This is a genomic window from Saccharicrinis sp. GN24d3, from assembly GCF_052400645.1.
Taxonomy (GTDB): Bacteria; Bacteroidota; Bacteroidia; order Bacteroidales; family Marinilabiliaceae; genus Saccharicrinis.
Genome location: NZ_JBQTGI010000015.1, coordinates 148,696 through 165,253, shown reverse-complemented (window position 1 = coordinate 165,253; position 16,558 = coordinate 148,696). Strand labels below are relative to the sequence as shown.

Below are 16,558 nucleotides of genomic sequence, written 5' to 3'. Positions count from 1 at the left end.
CAGCGGTTATGAGAAAATAGAATTGCGCAGCAATTTCGATTATTTATGAATAGATAAAGTAATACACAATGAGTTCAAAATATAATGCAGATGAAAAAGGGAACTACGGCCGTTTTGGAGGTGCATGGGTTCCTGAAATGTTACAACCCAATATTGACAACCTGAAAAAAGTTTATCTGGATATTATCAATACCGAAAAATTCCAGAAGGAGTATGTTCAATTGTTAAAGGACTATGTGGGTCGTCCTTCCCCGCTGTATTATGCCAAAAGGCTTTCGGAAAAATATGGGACGCATATTTATTTAAAGCGCGAAGACCTGAATCATACCGGTGCGCACAAAATCAACAATACCTTGGGCCAGATATTATTGGCAAAAGAAATGGGTAAGGAGCGTATTATTGCCGAAACGGGCGCCGGTCAGCATGGAGTGGCTACGGCAACGGCATGTGCGTTAATGGGTTTGAAGTGTGTGGTGTATATGGGCGCTTTGGATATTCAACGTCAAGCACCCAATGTGGCCCGCATGAAAATGCTGGGGGCTGAAGTAATTGCGGCAGAATCGGGAAACCAGACCCTGAAAGATGCAACAAACGAAGCCTTACGTGATTGGATCTGTAACCCGGAAGATACTTTTTATATCATTGGATCAGTTGTCGGACCGCATCCTTATCCTGATATGGTGGCCCGTTTTCAGAGCATCATAAGCAAGGAAATAAAGGAGCAGTTTAAGGAAAAAACAGGAAGCGAATATCCCGATTATGTGGTGGCCTGTGTGGGAGGCGGAAGCAATGCCTCAGGTACTTTTTATCATTTTTTGGACGACAAACAGGTAAAACTGGTAGCGGTTGAGGCCTCAGGATTGGGAATAGAATCCGGAGAAACTGCCGCGACAATAGCATTAGGTGATGTGGGTATCATTCACGGTAGCAAAACGTTTTTAATGCAGGATAATGACGGCCAGATTACAGAACCATATTCGATTTCGGCGGGACTGGATTATCCGGGGATAGGGCCACAACATGCCCACCTAAAGGATACCAATAGAGCTATTTTTCTGGATGCCACCGACCAGGAAGCGTTGGATTTTGCATTGGAAGTAACCCGTTTGGAAGGAATTATCCCGGCCTTGGAATCGGCCCATGCTTTTGTGGCATTAAATAAACTAGATCTAAAAAAAGATGAATCGGTAGTGATCACATTATCAGGAAGAGGAGATAAGGATATGAGTACCTATATGGAACACTTTAAATTGTAGAATCGTGGAATCAGGGGCTATATTATCATTTTTGGGAGCGGCTATATTGCTGACCCTTATGCCCGGGCCGGATAATATTTTTGTGCTTACGGAAAGCCTTACCAAAGGGCAACGCAATGGAATCGCTATTTCTATTGGGCTGTGTTGTGGAATCATGATTCATACCATCGCTGCTGCAACCGGTGTTTCCATTATTATTCAAAGATCGGCAATGGCATTTTCCATTGTTAAATATTTGGGTGCGGCATATTTGTTCTATCTCGCTTATCAGGCTTTCAAAGAGAAAAGGAAACGGATTGAAATAGAGCCGGCAATAAAGAATGAAGCCGAGAAGAGCTTCTTAAAGTTAGTACGCACAGGCCTGTTGATGAATGTGCTGAATCCCAAAGTTGCTTTATTCTTTATGGCTTTGTTGCCTCAGTTTGTATCGCAGCAAGGGATTCCGGTGGCCTGGCAAATGATAGTGCTGGGAGCTGTGTTTATGGTTCAGGCCTTGGTGATATTTGGCTTAATTTCAGTTCTGTCAGGAAGATTGTCAGGTTATTTGAATAGCCGTAAATTCTGGAAAATCACAAAGTATAGCAAAGTCGGTGTTCTGTCATTGCTGGGCTTAGGGTTGGTATTGGCAAAAAAGTAAATAATACGTTATAAATTTTAAAAGCGAACGCAGAGTCTCTGTGTTCGTATGGTAAACAATGTTCGTTATGAATCGCATAAAACAATTATTTCAAGATAAAAAAGATATACTATCCATCTATTACACGGCAGGTTACCCAAACCTGAGCGATACCGTGCCTATTCTGGAATCGCTTGAACAAGCCGGGGCAGATCTGGTTGAGATCGGCATACCCTTTTCAGACCCATTGGCCGATGGGCCAACCATTCAACATAGTGGCGAAACAGCACTAAAGAACGGAATGAGCCTGAAGGTGTTGTTTGAGCAACTTGCCAATGTTCGTTCAAAGGTGAAAATGCCGCTGATTTTAATGGGATATATCAATACCGTGCACAAGTATGGTATCGAAAACTTTGCTGAAAAATGCAGCGAAGTAGGGGTAGATGGAGTAATTCTTCCTGACTTACCATTTCAAATATACTTGGATGAATACAAAGAAACATTCGATAAATACGGTGTTAGCAATATTTTTTTAATCACGCCACAAACGCCTGATGAAAGAATCAAGTTGATAGATGAAAAGACCAATGGCTTTATTTATATGGTTTCTTCTGCTTCGGTAACAGGGGCCAAAAAAGGGTTGAGCGAAGCTCAGCTGGCTTATTTTGACAGGGTGAACAAACTGAATTTGGACAACCCCGCCTTAATCGGTTTTGGAATAAGTGACCACGCTTCTTACAAAGAAACCTGTAAATATGCCGATGGCGCCATCATTGGAAGTGCATTTGTTAAGCTTCTGGGTGAGCCTGGTGATATGCATGCGAATATCAGGTCATTTATAAAAAGCATTAAAGGCTGTTAGGATTCGGCGCATGATAAACAATTTAGCTTAAATGGCGAAATTCGCGGTTGAAAATTAAATGGAATGACGCAGCAAATTCTGTTGTGAAAACGGAAATTGAAGTTTTATAGGTATGTCAAATATCAGCTAATTGTTTTTCATCTTACAATAAATAGCTATTTTAGCGGGCTTAAGAAATAATTATACTGGTAATACCGTCTTAACGGGGTATAGGAACGAGTATGATTTTCGAAATTTTTTGAGAAATTTCTAACAGAATGGAAAATAACGCAAATACTGCAATTGTTAAAATACACTGTCCCGACCAAAGCGGAATTGTGGCTCGGGTGACAGATTTTATCAATCTTCATCACGGAAATATTATTAGTGTGGATCAGCATGTCGACCACGAGGAAAACCTGTTTTCAATGCGTGTATCCTGGGACTTAACGGATTTTAATATGCCTCGTGAGGAGATTAGGCCGATGTTTCAAAAATTTCTGGGCGATCCGTATCAAATGAAGTGGACCTTAAATTTTACGGATGAGATACCTCGAATGGCCATTTTTGTGTCAAAAGCTTCGCACTGTTTGTACGATCTTCTAGCGCGTTATCAAAGCGGTGAATTTAAAGTGGAGGTGCCGGTCATCATTGGAAACCATGCAACACTGGAGCCTGTAGCCAAGCAATTTGGAATCGATTTCGTACATATACCGATTACTGCAGAAACCAAGGCTGAACAGGAGAAAAAAGAGCTTGAAATATTAAAGAAATACAAAGTCGATTTTGTGGTGCTGGCCCGATACATGCAAGTACTTTCGCAAGATTTTATTAATCATTTTCCAGAGAAGGTCATCAATATCCATCATTCGTTTTTGCCTGCGTTTGCAGGAGCAAAGCCTTATCATGCGGCGCATAAACGCGGGGTTAAGATTATTGGTGCAACCAGTCATTATGTTACCTCCGATTTGGATGCAGGGCCGATTATTGAACAGGATATCAATCGAATTTCGCATCATGATTCCATTAAAACCCTGATTCAAAAGGGTAAGGACGTAGAAAAGATTGTGTTGTCGCGGGCGGTAAAAGCACATATCGAACGTAAAACTTTGGTGTATAAAAACAGAACCATCATTTTTAATTAGTTGGATAATGGTTAATAAGATTTCATTCGTACTATTGCTGAGCATGTTCACACTTGTGTCGTGCGCCACAAAAAAAGAAGACGATAGAGGTTATATCGTAAAGGTTGGTGATCAAGCTCCGGATTTTACCGCTATTTTGGATAACGGTAATACCTTTCGGTTATCAGACTATAAAGGCAAGGTGGTGATGCTGCAATTTACTGCAAGCTGGTGTGGTGTGTGTCGTAAAGAAATGCCGTTTATAGAGAACGAAATATGGCAGGTTCACAAGGATAATGACTTTATATTGGTAGGGATTGATAGAGACGAACCCATAGAGAAACTGAATATATTGTCAGAAGCTACAGGAATTACCTATCCCTTGGCTCTGGATCCGGGTGCAGGTATTTTTTGTTTGTATGCACTGAAAAAAGCAGGTGTTACCCGAAATGTTATCCTCGACAGAGATGGTAAAATAGCTTATATGACGAGGCTTTTTAATAAGGAGGAGTTTGATGCGATGAAAGTCAAAATTGAAGAGCTTTTAAATCAGTAGTTGGAGGTCTTTGCTAAATCTTAAATTGATACTCACATCTCGATACTTTTAAATGAATGAAAATAGCGATCATAAAATACAATGCAGGTAATATCCGTTCCGTGAGTTTTGCTTTGGAACGATTAGGTGTTGAACATACCGTTACGGCTGATCCCGAAGAGATAAAAAAGGCCGATAAGGTGATCTTTCCAGGCGTTGGCGAAGCCAGTTCGACCATGAAATATTTAAAAGAACACCAATTGGATGAGTTGATTGTAAGTCTGAAACAACCTGTGTTAGGTATCTGTCTGGGGATGCAGTTGATGTGCAGCCATTCCGAGGAAGGCAATGTGGATTGTTTGGGCATTTTCGATGAGAGGGTAAAAAAGTTTGAACTGCCCAAACCCAATCCTGATTTAATCAAAGTGCCGCATATGGGTTGGAATGCTATTACGAATGTCAATAGCCGGTTGTTCGACGAATCCCTGGAAGGGCAGTATGTATATTTTGTTCATAGTTTCTATGTGGCTTTGGGGGAGCATACCGCAGCAACAACCAACTATATCTTGCCCTATAGCTCGGCGCTGCACAAGGACAATTATTATGCAACCCAGTTTCATCCCGAGAAAAGTGGGGATGTGGGTTCCCGGATATTGGAAAACTTTATAAAACTGTAATGCCGATTGTAATTTAAAGGGTCGTATTCGAGTATTGCTTTGCGCACCAATTAAATTTAACCCGGCATTGTACGTATAATATTATTAATATATAACTTGTAAAACATGGCTTTGATAGATATAATTCCGGCAATAGATATTATCGATGGCAAGTGTGTAAGGCTAAGCCAGGGCGATTACGAGCAAAAAAAAATATATAACGAGAATCCTCTGGAAGTGGCGCAAATGTTCCAGGACCATGGAATAAAACGACTTCATCTGGTGGATTTGGATGGAGCCAAGGCCAGTAAAATTATCAATTATAAGGTGTTGGAAAAAATTGCCAGCAAAACTAGTTTAATCATAGACTTTGGTGGTGGGTTAAAGACCAATGAAGACTTGCGGATTGCCTTTGAGAGCGGCGCCCGGATGATTACCGGGGGAAGTATTGCGGTAAAAAACAAAGAAGTATTTACAGGATGGATCGAAAAATACGGTTCCGAAAAAATAATACTTGGAGCCGACGTAAAGAATGAAATGATTGCCGTTTCGGGTTGGACAGAAACATCGGACCTTGAATTAATACCATTTGTGCAGGATTATATATCAAAAGGAATCTCAAAAGTAATATGTACTGATATTAGCAAGGATGGTATGTTACAGGGACCGGCCACTGAACTATATAAAAAGATGCTGGATGAGTTTCCCGAATTATATTTGGTAGCAAGTGGGGGACTGAGCAGTCTGGAAGATATTGACCGCTTGGTTGAAGCTAAAGTATCTGCGGTTATAACGGGAAAGGCGATTTACGAAGGAAAGATAGGATTGAAACAATTAGAAAAATACGCATAATGCTGGCAAAAAGAATCATACCTTGTTTAGACATCAAAAACGGCATGACCGTTAAGGGAATTAAATTTGTGGGTATTAAAGAGGTAGGCGATCCCGTTGAATTGGGGGCACTATACGCCCAACAAGGTGCAGATGAACTGGTTTTTTTAGATATCACTGCCAGTCATGAGGGGCGAAAAACCTTTGTGGATCTGGTGAGGCGAATTGCACAGCATATCAACATTCCCTTCACTGTAGGTGGTGGAATCAGCGAACTTAAAGATGCAGAAGCCTTATTAAATGCGGGAGCCGACAAGATTAGTATCAATTCATCAGCAGTTAAAAATCCGCAGCTTATCAACGATATGGCACAGAATTTCGGTAGCCAATTTGTGGTGGTGGCCATCGATGCCAAGCATTTTGATGGTGATGAATGGATTGTAACGGTTAATGGAGGACGTATTCCTACAGAAAAAAGACTGTTCCCTTGGGCCAGGGAAGCGGAAGAAAGGGGAGCAGGCGAAATATTGTTTACCTCCATGGATCACGACGGGGTAAAAAAGGGCTTTGCCAACGAGGCTTTAGCTAAAATGTCGAGTGAGTTATCCATTCCGATTATTGCCAGTGGAGGTGCCGGCAGTATGGAACATTTTAAAGATGTGTTTACGGCAGGCAAAGCCGATGCAGGTCTGGCAGCCAGTATTTTCCATTATAAAGAAATTGCCATCCCCGATTTGAAAGGTTATTTGTACCGGGAGGGAATAAACGTAAGATTGTAAAAAAACAGCGTATCAATATTGAGATTTTTAAAGAAAACAATAACCCAGCGTCTTTGTGTTCGATTGTCTTGATACTTGATACTTTTATCTTGATACTTAAAACAAAATGAAAATAGATTTCGATAAATTAGGAAATGGTTTGGTGCCTGCTATCATTCAGGATGCCAGTACCAGCAAGGTGTTAATGCTTGGTTTTATGAACCAGGAGGCATTTGATAAAACCCAGGCGGAAGGTAAGGTGACTTTTTATAGCCGGACTAAAAACAGGCTGTGGACGAAAGGAGAAGAATCCGGGAATTTTTTAAATGTGGTATCCATCATGATTGATTGTGATAACGACACATTACTGATAAAAGCCAACCCTGCCGGGCCTACCTGCCATACCGGATCCGACACCTGCTTTAATGAGAAGAACGATACGGATATCGCATTTTTAACACACCTGCAAGATTTTATTGACAAGCGCAAGGCCGAAATGCCGGAAGGTTCGTATACAACATCCCTATTCAAAAAAGGAACCAGAAAAATTACGCAGAAAGTAGGGGAAGAAGCCATAGAAACCGTAATTGGAGCCATGGCCAACGACGACGAAAATTTCCTATACGAAGGAGCGGATTTGCTTTATCATCTGATTGTGCTGTTAGCGCACAAAGGGTACAGGATTGAAGATTTGGCCAGGGAATTAAAGAAAAGACATCAATAATAAAAAAGCACCTTTAAGGTGCTTTTAATTTTATGGGCAACGTTATTCTAAATTCGGATCCGACATTTACAGCGCTTGTAACGGATATTGTCCCGCCATTTAATTCCACCATCTCTTTGGATAAAGAAAGTCCCAATCCGGTACCTTTCTCGGATGAGGTACCTGCCGTAGAAAGAAAGGCGTCCAGGTTGAACAGAACCTTAAGTTTTTCAGGATTAATGCCAACCCCATTATCTTTTACGTAAAAAGTGATGGTACCCGGGTTCTCATTAGTTAGTGTACCACATTCCACAATGGAGTTTGGATGAGAGAATTTAATGGCGTTGTGAACCAGGTTTCTAATCACAAACTTAAACATATCTATATCTGTTTCAATGCTGGTAACGCCAATGGTTTTATTCCGGAGCTGGATGTTCTTGCCACTTGCAAGGGAAAGTAAAGACTCAAAACAGTCGTTGATAATAATATTAGGGTCAAAAACAATTTTTTTAACTTTCAGTTGACCCAGTTGTGATTTTGCCCAGGTAAGCAGGTCTTCCAGTAATTTATAGGTCTGTTCACTGGCTTCCATAATCCTCTTGGTAAACTCCCTGATTTCATGAGGCCCAAATTCATCAATTTTTTTGTTCAGCAACGTTGAAAAACCAAGGATGGCATTGAAAGGATTTCGGATGTCGTGGGCGATAACCGAAAAGAGCTTGTCTTTTGTGTCATTTAGCTGTTTCAACTTCTTTTCGCTGGCCTTGAGTTCCTCCTCCATGAGGTGCTTTTGCGTAATGTCGATAATCAGGCCAACCGCCTCGGTATGGTTACCGTTGACTGTAGATATGGAGGACGCAAATAAATCGGCCCAAAACGTCTTGCCGGTTTTAGTGATGAATCTTCTTTTTACATTAAAATTCGTAAAAGTGTTGTTCTCGAATACCTGATTAAATTTCACTACGGCATCCTGTACTTCTTCTTTTAAAACAAAGTCGAAATAGTTTACGCCGGCGATATCGTCATCCTTATCGAAATCAAACATATCTTTAAGGCGGGAATTGGCCATTTTTATATTTCCTTTGTTATCGATTACGCCAATTCCCATTATGGAGTTCTCGAAAATCGCATTGAGCCTGTTCTTCTGTTCCTCCAATGATTTTTCGGCCATCTTAAGTTGCGAAAAATCCATGCCCACACTTTGATACTCAACGATGTTTCCATCTGAGTCTATCAGTGCCCGATCAACCCACTTTTGCCATCTTTTAGACCCATCCGGAAGTTGAACTTCCTGCTCGTATTCTATGAAAGGATTCCTGGGCGACAGTTTTTCTAATTGTCGTTTGTACGATCCTCTTTCGTCTTTTTCAAGTAAATTGAAAATATTAACCCCAATAAATTGTTCAGGTGTTTGATTGAAATATTTGGCATAATAGCTATTCACATATCTGATCATTCCCTCGGTGTTAAACCGTCTAATGAGCGCTGGAGAATCCTCCACTAATGTTGAATAACGTTGCTCGCTTTTCTGGAGGGCCGAAATGTTGTTTTTATATTGAGTGACATCGTGAACGTACATGCAGAATCTTTCGTTTTCCAGAGGAAAAGTGCGCATGTTTAAATGTTTGTTGATGCTGTTGAAATAAAGTTCGAAGTCCTGTTTTTCTATCAGCATTTCAGCTGTGCGGGCAGCGATATCTGGGAAATCAGGGAGAAATTGCTTTAAGGATAATCCAACCAAGCCTAATCGATTAAAGACCCCTCCGGCTATGGGGTTGGCTTTTAAAACAATTAAATCGGTAATCACATCATCGGTGAAAATAGGTCTAAACAGTATTACTCCAACTGGCGCATTGTCAAATAATTCATCTAACAAAAACTTTTCCTTGTGAAATTGCTCCTCCAGTTCTTTTTTGTAAGTGATATCATCTTTAATCGCTATAAATCCATCTAACTTGCCATCATTTTTAATAGGGGATATTTTGGCATCCTCCCATATTAATCTTCCCGACTTAGACTTATTTAGGAATACGCCCTCCCACGTTTCGCCACTCATTATCGTCCGCCACATTTCTTTGTAAAAATGCTCGTCGTGGTAATCGGTTTTCAGTATTCTGGGATTGATGCCAATCACTTCTTCGCGCGAATAGCCATACTTGCTTACGAAAGCATCGTTGACATACCGCATGTTCCCCTTTATGTCGGTAACAACAACGATTGTCTCAAGTTCATTTAAAGCTAATTGCAGTTCCTCAAATTGAATCATAATCCCGTTTGTGCAGTGCGAATGTAATAATATACAATAACGGAATTTTATTCTTTTTGTGCAATATTAAATGATGAACCTGGGGGGTATAAGGGTGAACCGGCAAAAGAGGCTGGCTAAAAACTATCATTACGGGGTTGGGCGAGGATTCTTTTCTTGCAGGTCGTATAATAATGGGAAATTACTTACTTTGTAAATAAAAATGGCTAAGGACAGACAACCCCATATCGGAATTTTTGGCAGAAGAAATTATGGTAAAAGTACGTTGATCAATAAGCTTGCAGGGCAAGAAATAGCCATAGTTTCGGAAGTGGCAGGTACGACTACCGATCCTGTTAAAAAATCTTTTGAAATTACAGGTTTCGGTCCGGTTGTCCTGATCGATACGGCCGGATTTGATGACCAAGGCGACCTTGGCCAAAAACGAATTGAGAAAACAGATAAGTGTATTAAACTGATCGATTTGGCAATTCTTCTGATAAGCGATAATGTAATTGATGAAAAGGAGCTTCAGATAATTCAAAAGTTTAAAGATCACGATGTTCCGTTTATCATTGTGTACAGTAAAAGTGACCTGACAACCCCAATAGATTCTATTGTAGCTAAGGTAAAAGCCTTACAATGCGCCGATTTTTTAATTTTTAATAAAGACGAAGACATCACTGATTTAATCAAATCTATTAAAACAAGTATTCCGGAATCTGCTTACACCAACCCCAGTTTACTGGGCGATGTTGTTAAGCATGGGGATATCGTTCTGTTGATTACCCCCATAGATATTGAAGCACCCGAGGGACGTTTAATACTGCCACAAGTGCAGGCCATTCGCGATGTGATAGATAATGATGCGGTGTGCATAGTGCTAAAGGAGCGCGAAGTAGATGCTTTTTTGATGAAGACAAAGATAAAACCTGCTTTGGTCATTACCGACAGTCAGGTGTTTTTAAAGGCAGACGCATCCGTCCCTAAAGATATTCCTTTAACCAGCTTTAGTATAATGCTGGCACGTTTTAAGGGGGATTTTGGGAGCTACCTGCATGGGACACCCCAGCTATCAAAGCTTGAAGATGGCGACCGGGTATTGTTGTTGGAGTCATGTACACACCATGTTTCGTGCAACGATATTGGGCGAAGTAAAATACCGCGATGGATTTCCAATTTCACCGGAAAGCATCATGAATACGATGTGGTTTCGGGCTTTGACAATTTGCCCAAACCAATAGAAAGTTATGCCATGGTTATTCAATGTGGTGGCTGCATGATCTCGCGAAAGCAATTAATAAACAGATTGAAACCGGCTTTGGATGCGGGCATTCCTGTGACCAATTATGGAATGGCCATTGCTTATGTATTAGGGATTTACAATAGGGCGGTCGCGCCATTTGTGCGAATTGAAGAGAATGCTGAGGATTATTTGTAAAAGCGATGCTTCAAGAATATTGATTTCATCGTAAAGGTTATACCTGAATCCGATATAATCAACTTCCAGGCGGCAGTGCCAAGTGGTTGAATGCGATAAATATGCCGGACTGGATCTCATGCAGATTCATGCTGAAAGAGTGGTTAAAAACATAACATTCGGCTAAGTTTTATGGTTCATCACATCATTCAACCGGTAGCCTAGTTTTAAAAGTTGTTCCGGTTTTAGTAACTGCTGGAGTGTTTCCGGGTCCACTAACTGAAGCCTTTTGTTAGCTTCTAATATGTTACATTTTTCTTGGTTCATCAGGTCGGCCAGTTTGGCTGCTTTATGATAGCCTATGTAAGGTGACAAAGCGGTGGTGACCGATGGATTCAGAAGAATAGACTCTTCGTCGGGGACTTTTTTAAACTGCAAACCGTCAAGTAAATTGTCTTTAATGGTCTTGTTACAGGAGATCAGTAGTTTAATGCTTTCCAATAAGGCATGGCCAACGGTTGGAAGGTAGGCGTTTAAATCCAGGCATCCCTGGGCGCTCAGGCTACTTATCAATTGGTCGTTGGCATATATTTTATGCGCCGATGAAATAACATATTCCGGAATAACGGGATTTACCTTTCCGGGCATGATAGAACTGCCTATTTGTTTTTTAGGCAAGAATAACTCCCTGTTTTTAAACAGATCTGATCCCAAAAGCCTCAGGTCGGAAACCATCTTTTCCAAATTTACGGCATGCGCTTTAAGGGTAGCGTGCACTTCTACAAAACTATCCAGATTAGCTGTGTTGTCTGATAAGTTTTCGGAACGCGTTATGGGCAGTCCGGTCAGTCGTTGAAGTTGGTTTACCACCTCCATAATAAAAAATCCCGGGATTGATATTCCGGTCCCAATGGCACCGCCGCCCAGGTTTACCTCCTTAATTCGCTCGAAACACTTGCTTACCCGCCACCAATCGCGCGACAGGGCATTGTTGTAACCGCTAAACAGCTTATCGTATGAAGAGGGGACTGCGGCCTGCATTTGGGTATAAGCCTGTCGAAGTGAGTTGCGGGTTTGCCCCTCGGCTTTTTCCAGAGCCAGCAGCACTTGGTTGATTAATTCATCCAACTCTTTAAAAAGGGTTATTGCAGCAACCTTTAAAGCAGTAGGTATAACGTCGTTTGTAGATTGATAAATATTGGCATGCTCAATGGGGTCAACCGTTTTGTAATCCCCCAATTCCCTACCCATTTTTTGTAAGGAGCGGTTGGCAATAATCTCGTTTACGTTCAGGTTAATACTGGTGCCTGCACCACCCTGCATGGCAGGGACTATAAAATGTTCAAAACAGTTTCCTTTACTGACTTCGATGGCGGAATCAATTAAAGCATTAATGACTTCATCGGAAATATAATTCAGGTCTTTTTGGGGATATTTGTGCCGGGCGGCCTTTTTAAACTTTAGGTATGTCTCGTAACAAGCTTGCTTTACGGTTCCTACTGCTCTATACCACTCTATATGGAAAGTTGTTGAATCCGGAAAATTTTGCCTTGCCCGCACGGAATTTATTCCGTAAAGAGCATCCGCTGGTATTTCACAAGAACCGATAAAATCTATTTCTGTGCGCATAGGTTTTTAAGGAGCTAAGGTTTTCTAATGAGATTATCAATAATAGCAATCATTTCGTGGCATGGTTTAAACAGCGGTTCAACAGTCTCCTGGTTCAATTGATAAAGATCTTCGTAATCTCCTGTTGCCAGTTCCAACTCATAAAGCTTATCTCTGAACTTACATTCTGTTTCTAAATCTGCAGTGTAATAGGTTAAGATTACAACATCCCAATCCGAATAATGTCTTTGATCGATCCTGGCTTTGGAGCCGTAAAGTATGTTTTCGGCATTATGATCAATTTCGGCAACATACTCGCGAATTAACATACTCATTTGTTGTGTTTCGCGTTTCATGAGCTAATAATTTTACCTCTTTGTAAATTTAAGGAAATTATCTTTTTAACCTGTTTTATACATGAAAATTACGAATAAGGCACCCAAGGGCGAACCAGCTAAGGCTGGATCGAGGGATAATCAATCAACCAACATTTTTAATTTATTTATCCCTGATGTACCGCATACATCTTCACATCATCTGCCGTAATATTTTCGTTACTCAGGATAATTAACCTTTCAATCACATTTCGGAACTCTCGGATATTGCCTGTCCAACTTAATTTTTTAAGTTCTTCAATCGCCGAATCCTCTATCTGCTTTTCGGCTATGCCCAACTCGGCACAAATAATAGTATTAAAGTGAGCTGATAGCAAGGGAATATCTTCTTTTCGATCGTTAAGTGCCGGAACGTGGATAATGATTACGCTTAGCCGATGGTACAAATCTTCACGGAAGTTATTTTCTTTGATCTCCTCTTTTAGGTTTTTGTTGGTGGCCGCTAACACTCTAACATCCACCTTTATATCCTTGTCGCTACCTACGCGGCTAATCACGTTTTCCTGCAGTGCCCTAAGGACTTTGGCTTGGGCGTTCAGGCTCATATCGCCGATCTCATCCAAAAAGATAGTGCCTCCATTGGCCTGTTCAAATTTGCCTTTACGTTGTTTGTGGGCAGAAGTAAAAGCGCCTTTTTCATGACCAAACAGTTCACTTTCGATAAGTTCCGATGGAATAGCTGCGCAGTTTACCTCGATAAAAGGTTGACCGGCACGATTGCTTTTTTCGTGAAGCCATCGAGCCACCAATTCTTTTCCCGTACCATTACTTCCGGTAATCAGAACCCGCGCATCGGTGGGGGCTACTTTGTCAATCATGTCCTTTACCCTGGTGATAGGCTCCGATTCACCAATCATATCGTAGGTTTTGCTCACCTTGCGTTTAAGTACTTTGGTTTCAACCACCAGATCTTTCCGCTCCTGGGCATTGCGGATGGTGACCAACAACCGGTTCAGGTCAAGAGGTTTTTCAATAAAATCATAAGCTCCTTTTTTGATGGCCTCCACAGCAGTATCGATATTTCCGTGCCCGGAAATCATCACTATGGGGATGTCGCGGTTTTTGCTCATGATTACATCCAATACCTCCATGCCATCCATATTGGGCATCTTGATATCGCACAGGACAATATCGAACTTATCTTTTTCAAAAAGTTCAATGCCTTCCTCGCCATGTTCGGCCAGTGCAACCTCATGTTTTTCGTATTCCAAAATATCTTTTAGCGTATTGCGGATACTCCTTTGATCGTCGATTACCAATATTTTTGCCATACCGTATTCTACAATTTATGATTTAATATCTGATAAATAGCTCCTTCCTTCAATGCATAGTTGCATTGATAAAGTTCGTTTAATCTTAAATGTTCGACCATAAACTTAATAAAAATAGTAGCCAACACAATCATCTCAACCCGGTGTGGATCCATTCGCTTCATTTTCAGGCGCTCTTGGATGTTGCTATTGAGGTATTTAGCATGAAGGTGTTCAAAATGTTCTTTGTTGATTTGGTAGCTGGTCAGTTTGCTCATATCTAAATATGGGTGTTCAACCGCCGCAATCATCGCGGCAATGGTATCAAACGAGCCGGAAGAACCTATTAGTTTACAAATTTCATGTTTCTTCAGTTCATCAAATAATAGGCCCAGATTCTCGGCAATAATTTCTTTAACGTGTTTTACTTCCGATTCTTTTATTGGCTCAGAAGGTTGCACCTGATCCAGCATTCTGGCAGCTCCCAGATCAAAACTATGTTTCCAAACAATCCCATCTCTATTGGCGATGATAAACTCGGTACTTCCCCCGCCAATATCCATAATCAGCACCTTTTCTTTTCCAATGGGTACAACCTGTTTAACACCATCATAAATTAATTCGGCTTCCTTGGAACCCTGAATAACCTTGATATCCAGATTAAATTTTTCTTTTACGGCGGATACAAATTCTTCCCCGTTATCGGCTGACCTGATTGCCGAAGTGGCAAAGCAATGAATGGATTCTACGCGGTATTCATTAATCGTATCTAAATGCGTTTGAAGAGCTGTAAATCCACGCTCAAATGCTTCCGGAGTAATGGTTTTGTTGTTGATCCCCCCCTTACCAATCTTGGCGGGATATTTTGTTTCGAGAAGAATGGTATAGTTGTTGTCTTTATTTACGTTGGCAATCAACAGATTAAATGTGTTGGTGCCTAAGTCTATGATTGCAATTTGCATATTTAAAATCTATTTTCCGGCTTGAACAAACCATTTCCAAATTTCTTTATAGCTCACTTTTTTGCCGTACATCAATATTCCGGTCCTGTATACCCTTGCGGCAAACCAAGTAAACAATATGAACGAAGCCGTTAGGATAGTCATGGATAAAATAAGTTCCCATGTATCCACATCGTACGGTATTCTCGACATCATCACCACAGGAGAGGTTAACGGTATCATGGAAAACCAGAAAGCAATATCGCCATGTGGATTTCGGAACACGGCCATGGCCACGTATATGGAAAGTATCAATGGCAGCAAAACCGGCATTACAAATTGTTGCGTTTCTGTTTCGTTGTCGATGGCAGATCCGATAGCAGCAAAAAGTGCCGAATAAATCAAATATCCTCCGATAAAATAAAAAATAAACATTCCCAATATCAAAGGGAGGTTGGCATCCTTGATGATTTTTATTATTTTATTGATGCTTGCTTCAACGTTTTGCGCTTTACTGCTGGTGGCTGAAGTTGCTTTATGGTCGTTATTTGTTTCAGAAACCTCCACTTTATTTACAGTGGTTAAAAAAGTGGACTGAACGGTGGTTACAACGCCTACGGTAAGTATAATCCATAAAAAGAACTGCGTAAGTGCCACCATCCCAATACCGATAATTTTTCCCATCATCAATTGAAAGGGTTTTACGGATGATATCATCACCTCAACTATACGACTAGTCTTTTCTTCAATAACCCCTCTCATTACCTGGGTGGCATAAAGAATCATGATCATATAGATAAGAAAAGCCGAAGCCATTCCGATAAAAATGGCGAATTCGGCACTACTTTGTTTTTCGGAACCATCCTCGTCGAGGCGAATGGTATTGATGCTTACCCTTAACTGATTGATTTCTTTTATTTTGGAATCTAATCCTTCAATGTTGTAGCTCTCTAACTTAAGCTGGCGCAGATGACCATTTAAATTACTTTTGATGTTCTCGATTACATCCATGGTAATTTGACCATCGGAATACAAATGAACGTTGGTTTTTTTTTCCAGTAAATCCTCGCGTATTACCAGCAAAGCATCAAATTGTTTGGCCAGCTTTTGCTTGTCCTGGCTGCCCTGTTTGTCGGTAAGGGTTTGGTATTTTATGTATTGCGTGCTTTTTAGGGCTGTCGCATAATTTCCGGTAGTATCATCAATGGCAATAACTTTTTCCTTGGTGTCCTCCTGCGATGTTAACCAGGCAGGCACAATCATCATGGCGGCGAATATAACGGGGCTTAAAAGAGTCATGATGATAAAGCTCTTCTTTTTTACCCGGGTAAAATATTCGCGTTGAATAATTATTAATATCTTGTTCATAATAGGCAGGT

Annotated in this window: 16 protein-coding genes; 10 read left to right on the top strand and 6 right to left on the bottom strand. The window is 40.8% G+C overall.

The window, feature by feature from the left end:
- The first annotated feature begins 68 nt into the window (after window positions 1-68).
- The 9 genes from trpB (at window position 69) to hisIE (ending at window position 7,341) form a co-directional block, all read left to right on the top strand.
- The gene (trpB, locus tag ACT29I_RS18040; protein WP_430935771.1) at window positions 69-1,256 is read left to right on the top strand and encodes a tryptophan synthase subunit beta; all 1,188 of its coding nucleotides are present in this window, start codon (window positions 69-71) and stop codon (window positions 1,254-1,256) included.
- 4 nt (window positions 1,257-1,260) lie between these two features.
- The gene (locus tag ACT29I_RS18035) at window positions 1,261-1,893 is read left to right on the top strand and encodes a LysE family translocator (RefSeq protein ID WP_444794058.1); all 633 of its coding nucleotides are present in this window, start codon (window positions 1,261-1,263) and stop codon (window positions 1,891-1,893) included.
- Window positions 1,894-1,960: 67 nt separating this feature from the next.
- A complete protein-coding gene (gene trpA / locus ACT29I_RS18030) occupies window positions 1,961-2,734 on the top strand; it encodes a tryptophan synthase subunit alpha (RefSeq protein WP_430935767.1) in 774 nt (257 codons plus the stop codon).
- A gap of 257 nt (window positions 2,735-2,991) precedes the next feature.
- Window positions 2,992-3,858, top strand: a complete 867-nt coding sequence (gene purU / locus ACT29I_RS18025) for a formyltetrahydrofolate deformylase (RefSeq protein ID WP_430935765.1) — start codon at window positions 2,992-2,994, stop codon at window positions 3,856-3,858.
- 7 nt (window positions 3,859-3,865) lie between these two features.
- Window positions 3,866-4,393 carry a TlpA family protein disulfide reductase gene (locus ACT29I_RS18020; RefSeq protein WP_430935763.1) on the top strand — a complete coding sequence of 176 codons (528 nt, stop codon included), beginning with the start codon at window positions 3,866-3,868 and terminating at the stop codon, window positions 4,391-4,393.
- Between the two features lie 56 nt (window positions 4,394-4,449).
- The gene (gene hisH, locus ACT29I_RS18015; RefSeq protein WP_430935761.1) at window positions 4,450-5,049 is read left to right on the top strand and encodes an imidazole glycerol phosphate synthase subunit HisH; all 600 of its coding nucleotides are present in this window, start codon (window positions 4,450-4,452) and stop codon (window positions 5,047-5,049) included.
- A gap of 105 nt (window positions 5,050-5,154) precedes the next feature.
- Window positions 5,155-5,880, top strand: a complete 726-nt coding sequence (gene hisA, locus ACT29I_RS18010) for a 1-(5-phosphoribosyl)-5-[(5-phosphoribosylamino)methylideneamino]imidazole-4-carboxamide isomerase (protein ID WP_444794057.1) — start codon at window positions 5,155-5,157, stop codon at window positions 5,878-5,880.
- A complete protein-coding gene (gene hisF / locus ACT29I_RS18005; protein WP_430935757.1) occupies window positions 5,880-6,638 on the top strand; it encodes an imidazole glycerol phosphate synthase subunit HisF in 759 nt (252 codons plus the stop codon). Before hisA ends, hisF begins: the two co-directional genes overlap by 1 nt.
- A gap of 106 nt (window positions 6,639-6,744) precedes the next feature.
- Window positions 6,745-7,341, top strand: a complete 597-nt coding sequence (gene hisIE, locus ACT29I_RS18000; protein WP_444794056.1) for a bifunctional phosphoribosyl-AMP cyclohydrolase/phosphoribosyl-ATP diphosphatase HisIE — start codon at window positions 6,745-6,747, stop codon at window positions 7,339-7,341.
- A 13-nt stretch (window positions 7,342-7,354) separates the two neighbouring features.
- On the opposite strand, the gene ACT29I_RS17995 is transcribed toward hisIE, so the two are convergent.
- Entirely contained in the window at window positions 7,355-9,586 is a 2,232-nt protein-coding gene (locus ACT29I_RS17995) for a sensor histidine kinase (protein ID WP_444794055.1), read from the bottom strand.
- Between the two features lie 202 nt (window positions 9,587-9,788).
- On the opposite strand from ACT29I_RS17995, the gene hydF reads away from it, so the two are divergent.
- Window positions 9,789-11,006 (top strand): [FeFe] hydrogenase H-cluster maturation GTPase HydF, encoded by a 1,218-nt coding sequence (hydF, locus tag ACT29I_RS17990; RefSeq protein WP_430934391.1) that lies wholly within the window; start codon window positions 9,789-9,791, stop codon window positions 11,004-11,006.
- A 162-nt stretch (window positions 11,007-11,168) separates the two neighbouring features.
- Here hydF and ACT29I_RS17985 read toward each other — a convergent pair whose 3' ends face one another.
- The 5 genes from ACT29I_RS17985 to ACT29I_RS17965 form a co-directional block, all read right to left on the bottom strand.
- Window positions 11,169-12,614, bottom strand: a complete 1,446-nt coding sequence (locus tag ACT29I_RS17985) for a lyase family protein (RefSeq protein ID WP_430934392.1) — start codon at window positions 12,612-12,614, stop codon at window positions 11,169-11,171.
- Window positions 12,615-12,628: 14 nt separating this feature from the next.
- Window positions 12,629-12,949: a hypothetical protein gene (locus ACT29I_RS17980; RefSeq protein ID WP_444794054.1), complete on the bottom strand. Its 321-nt coding sequence runs from the start codon at window positions 12,947-12,949 to the stop codon at window positions 12,629-12,631.
- 146 nt (window positions 12,950-13,095) lie between these two features.
- Complete coding sequence (locus ACT29I_RS17975) at window positions 13,096-14,259, bottom strand: sigma-54-dependent transcriptional regulator (RefSeq protein ID WP_430934394.1); 1,164 nt, start codon at window positions 14,257-14,259, stop codon at window positions 13,096-13,098.
- 8 nt (window positions 14,260-14,267) lie between these two features.
- Window positions 14,268-15,200 carry a Ppx/GppA phosphatase family protein gene (locus ACT29I_RS17970; protein WP_430934395.1) on the bottom strand — a complete coding sequence of 311 codons (933 nt, stop codon included), beginning with the start codon at window positions 15,198-15,200 and terminating at the stop codon, window positions 14,268-14,270.
- Window positions 15,201-15,209: 9 nt separating this feature from the next.
- Window positions 15,210-16,547 carry an ABC transporter permease gene (locus tag ACT29I_RS17965; RefSeq protein WP_444794053.1) on the bottom strand — a complete coding sequence of 446 codons (1,338 nt, stop codon included), beginning with the start codon at window positions 16,545-16,547 and terminating at the stop codon, window positions 15,210-15,212.
- Window positions 16,548-16,558: the final 11 nt, after the last annotated feature.

Coding starts and splice junctions, on each gene's coding strand:
- ACT29I_RS17995 (WP_444794055.1), bottom strand. CDS start 9,586: ATGATTCAATTTGAGGAACTGCAATTAGCTTTAAATGAACTTGAGACA.
- purU (WP_430935765.1), top strand. CDS start 2,992: ATGGAAAATAACGCAAATACTGCAATTGTTAAAATACACTGTCCCGAC.
- hisF (WP_430935757.1), top strand. CDS start 5,880: ATGCTGGCAAAAAGAATCATACCTTGTTTAGACATCAAAAACGGCATG.
- hisIE (WP_444794056.1), top strand. CDS start 6,745: ATGAAAATAGATTTCGATAAATTAGGAAATGGTTTGGTGCCTGCTATC.
- hisA (WP_444794057.1), top strand. CDS start 5,155: ATGGCTTTGATAGATATAATTCCGGCAATAGATATTATCGATGGCAAG.
- trpA (WP_430935767.1), top strand. CDS start 1,961: ATGAATCGCATAAAACAATTATTTCAAGATAAAAAAGATATACTATCC.
- trpB (WP_430935771.1), top strand. CDS start 69: ATGAGTTCAAAATATAATGCAGATGAAAAAGGGAACTACGGCCGTTTT.
- ACT29I_RS18020 (WP_430935763.1), top strand. CDS start 3,866: ATGGTTAATAAGATTTCATTCGTACTATTGCTGAGCATGTTCACACTT.
- hydF (WP_430934391.1), top strand. CDS start 9,789: ATGGCTAAGGACAGACAACCCCATATCGGAATTTTTGGCAGAAGAAAT.
- ACT29I_RS17965 (WP_444794053.1), bottom strand. CDS start 16,547: ATGAACAAGATATTAATAATTATTCAACGCGAATATTTTACCCGGGTA.
- hisH (WP_430935761.1), top strand. CDS start 4,450: ATGAAAATAGCGATCATAAAATACAATGCAGGTAATATCCGTTCCGTG.
- ACT29I_RS17975 (WP_430934394.1), bottom strand. CDS start 14,259: ATGGCAAAAATATTGGTAATCGACGATCAAAGGAGTATCCGCAATACG.
- ACT29I_RS17985 (WP_430934392.1), bottom strand. CDS start 12,614: ATGCGCACAGAAATAGATTTTATCGGTTCTTGTGAAATACCAGCGGAT.
- ACT29I_RS17980 (WP_444794054.1), bottom strand. CDS start 12,949: ATGAAACGCGAAACACAACAAATGAGTATGTTAATTCGCGAGTATGTT.
- ACT29I_RS17970 (WP_430934395.1), bottom strand. CDS start 15,200: ATGCAAATTGCAATCATAGACTTAGGCACCAACACATTTAATCTGTTG.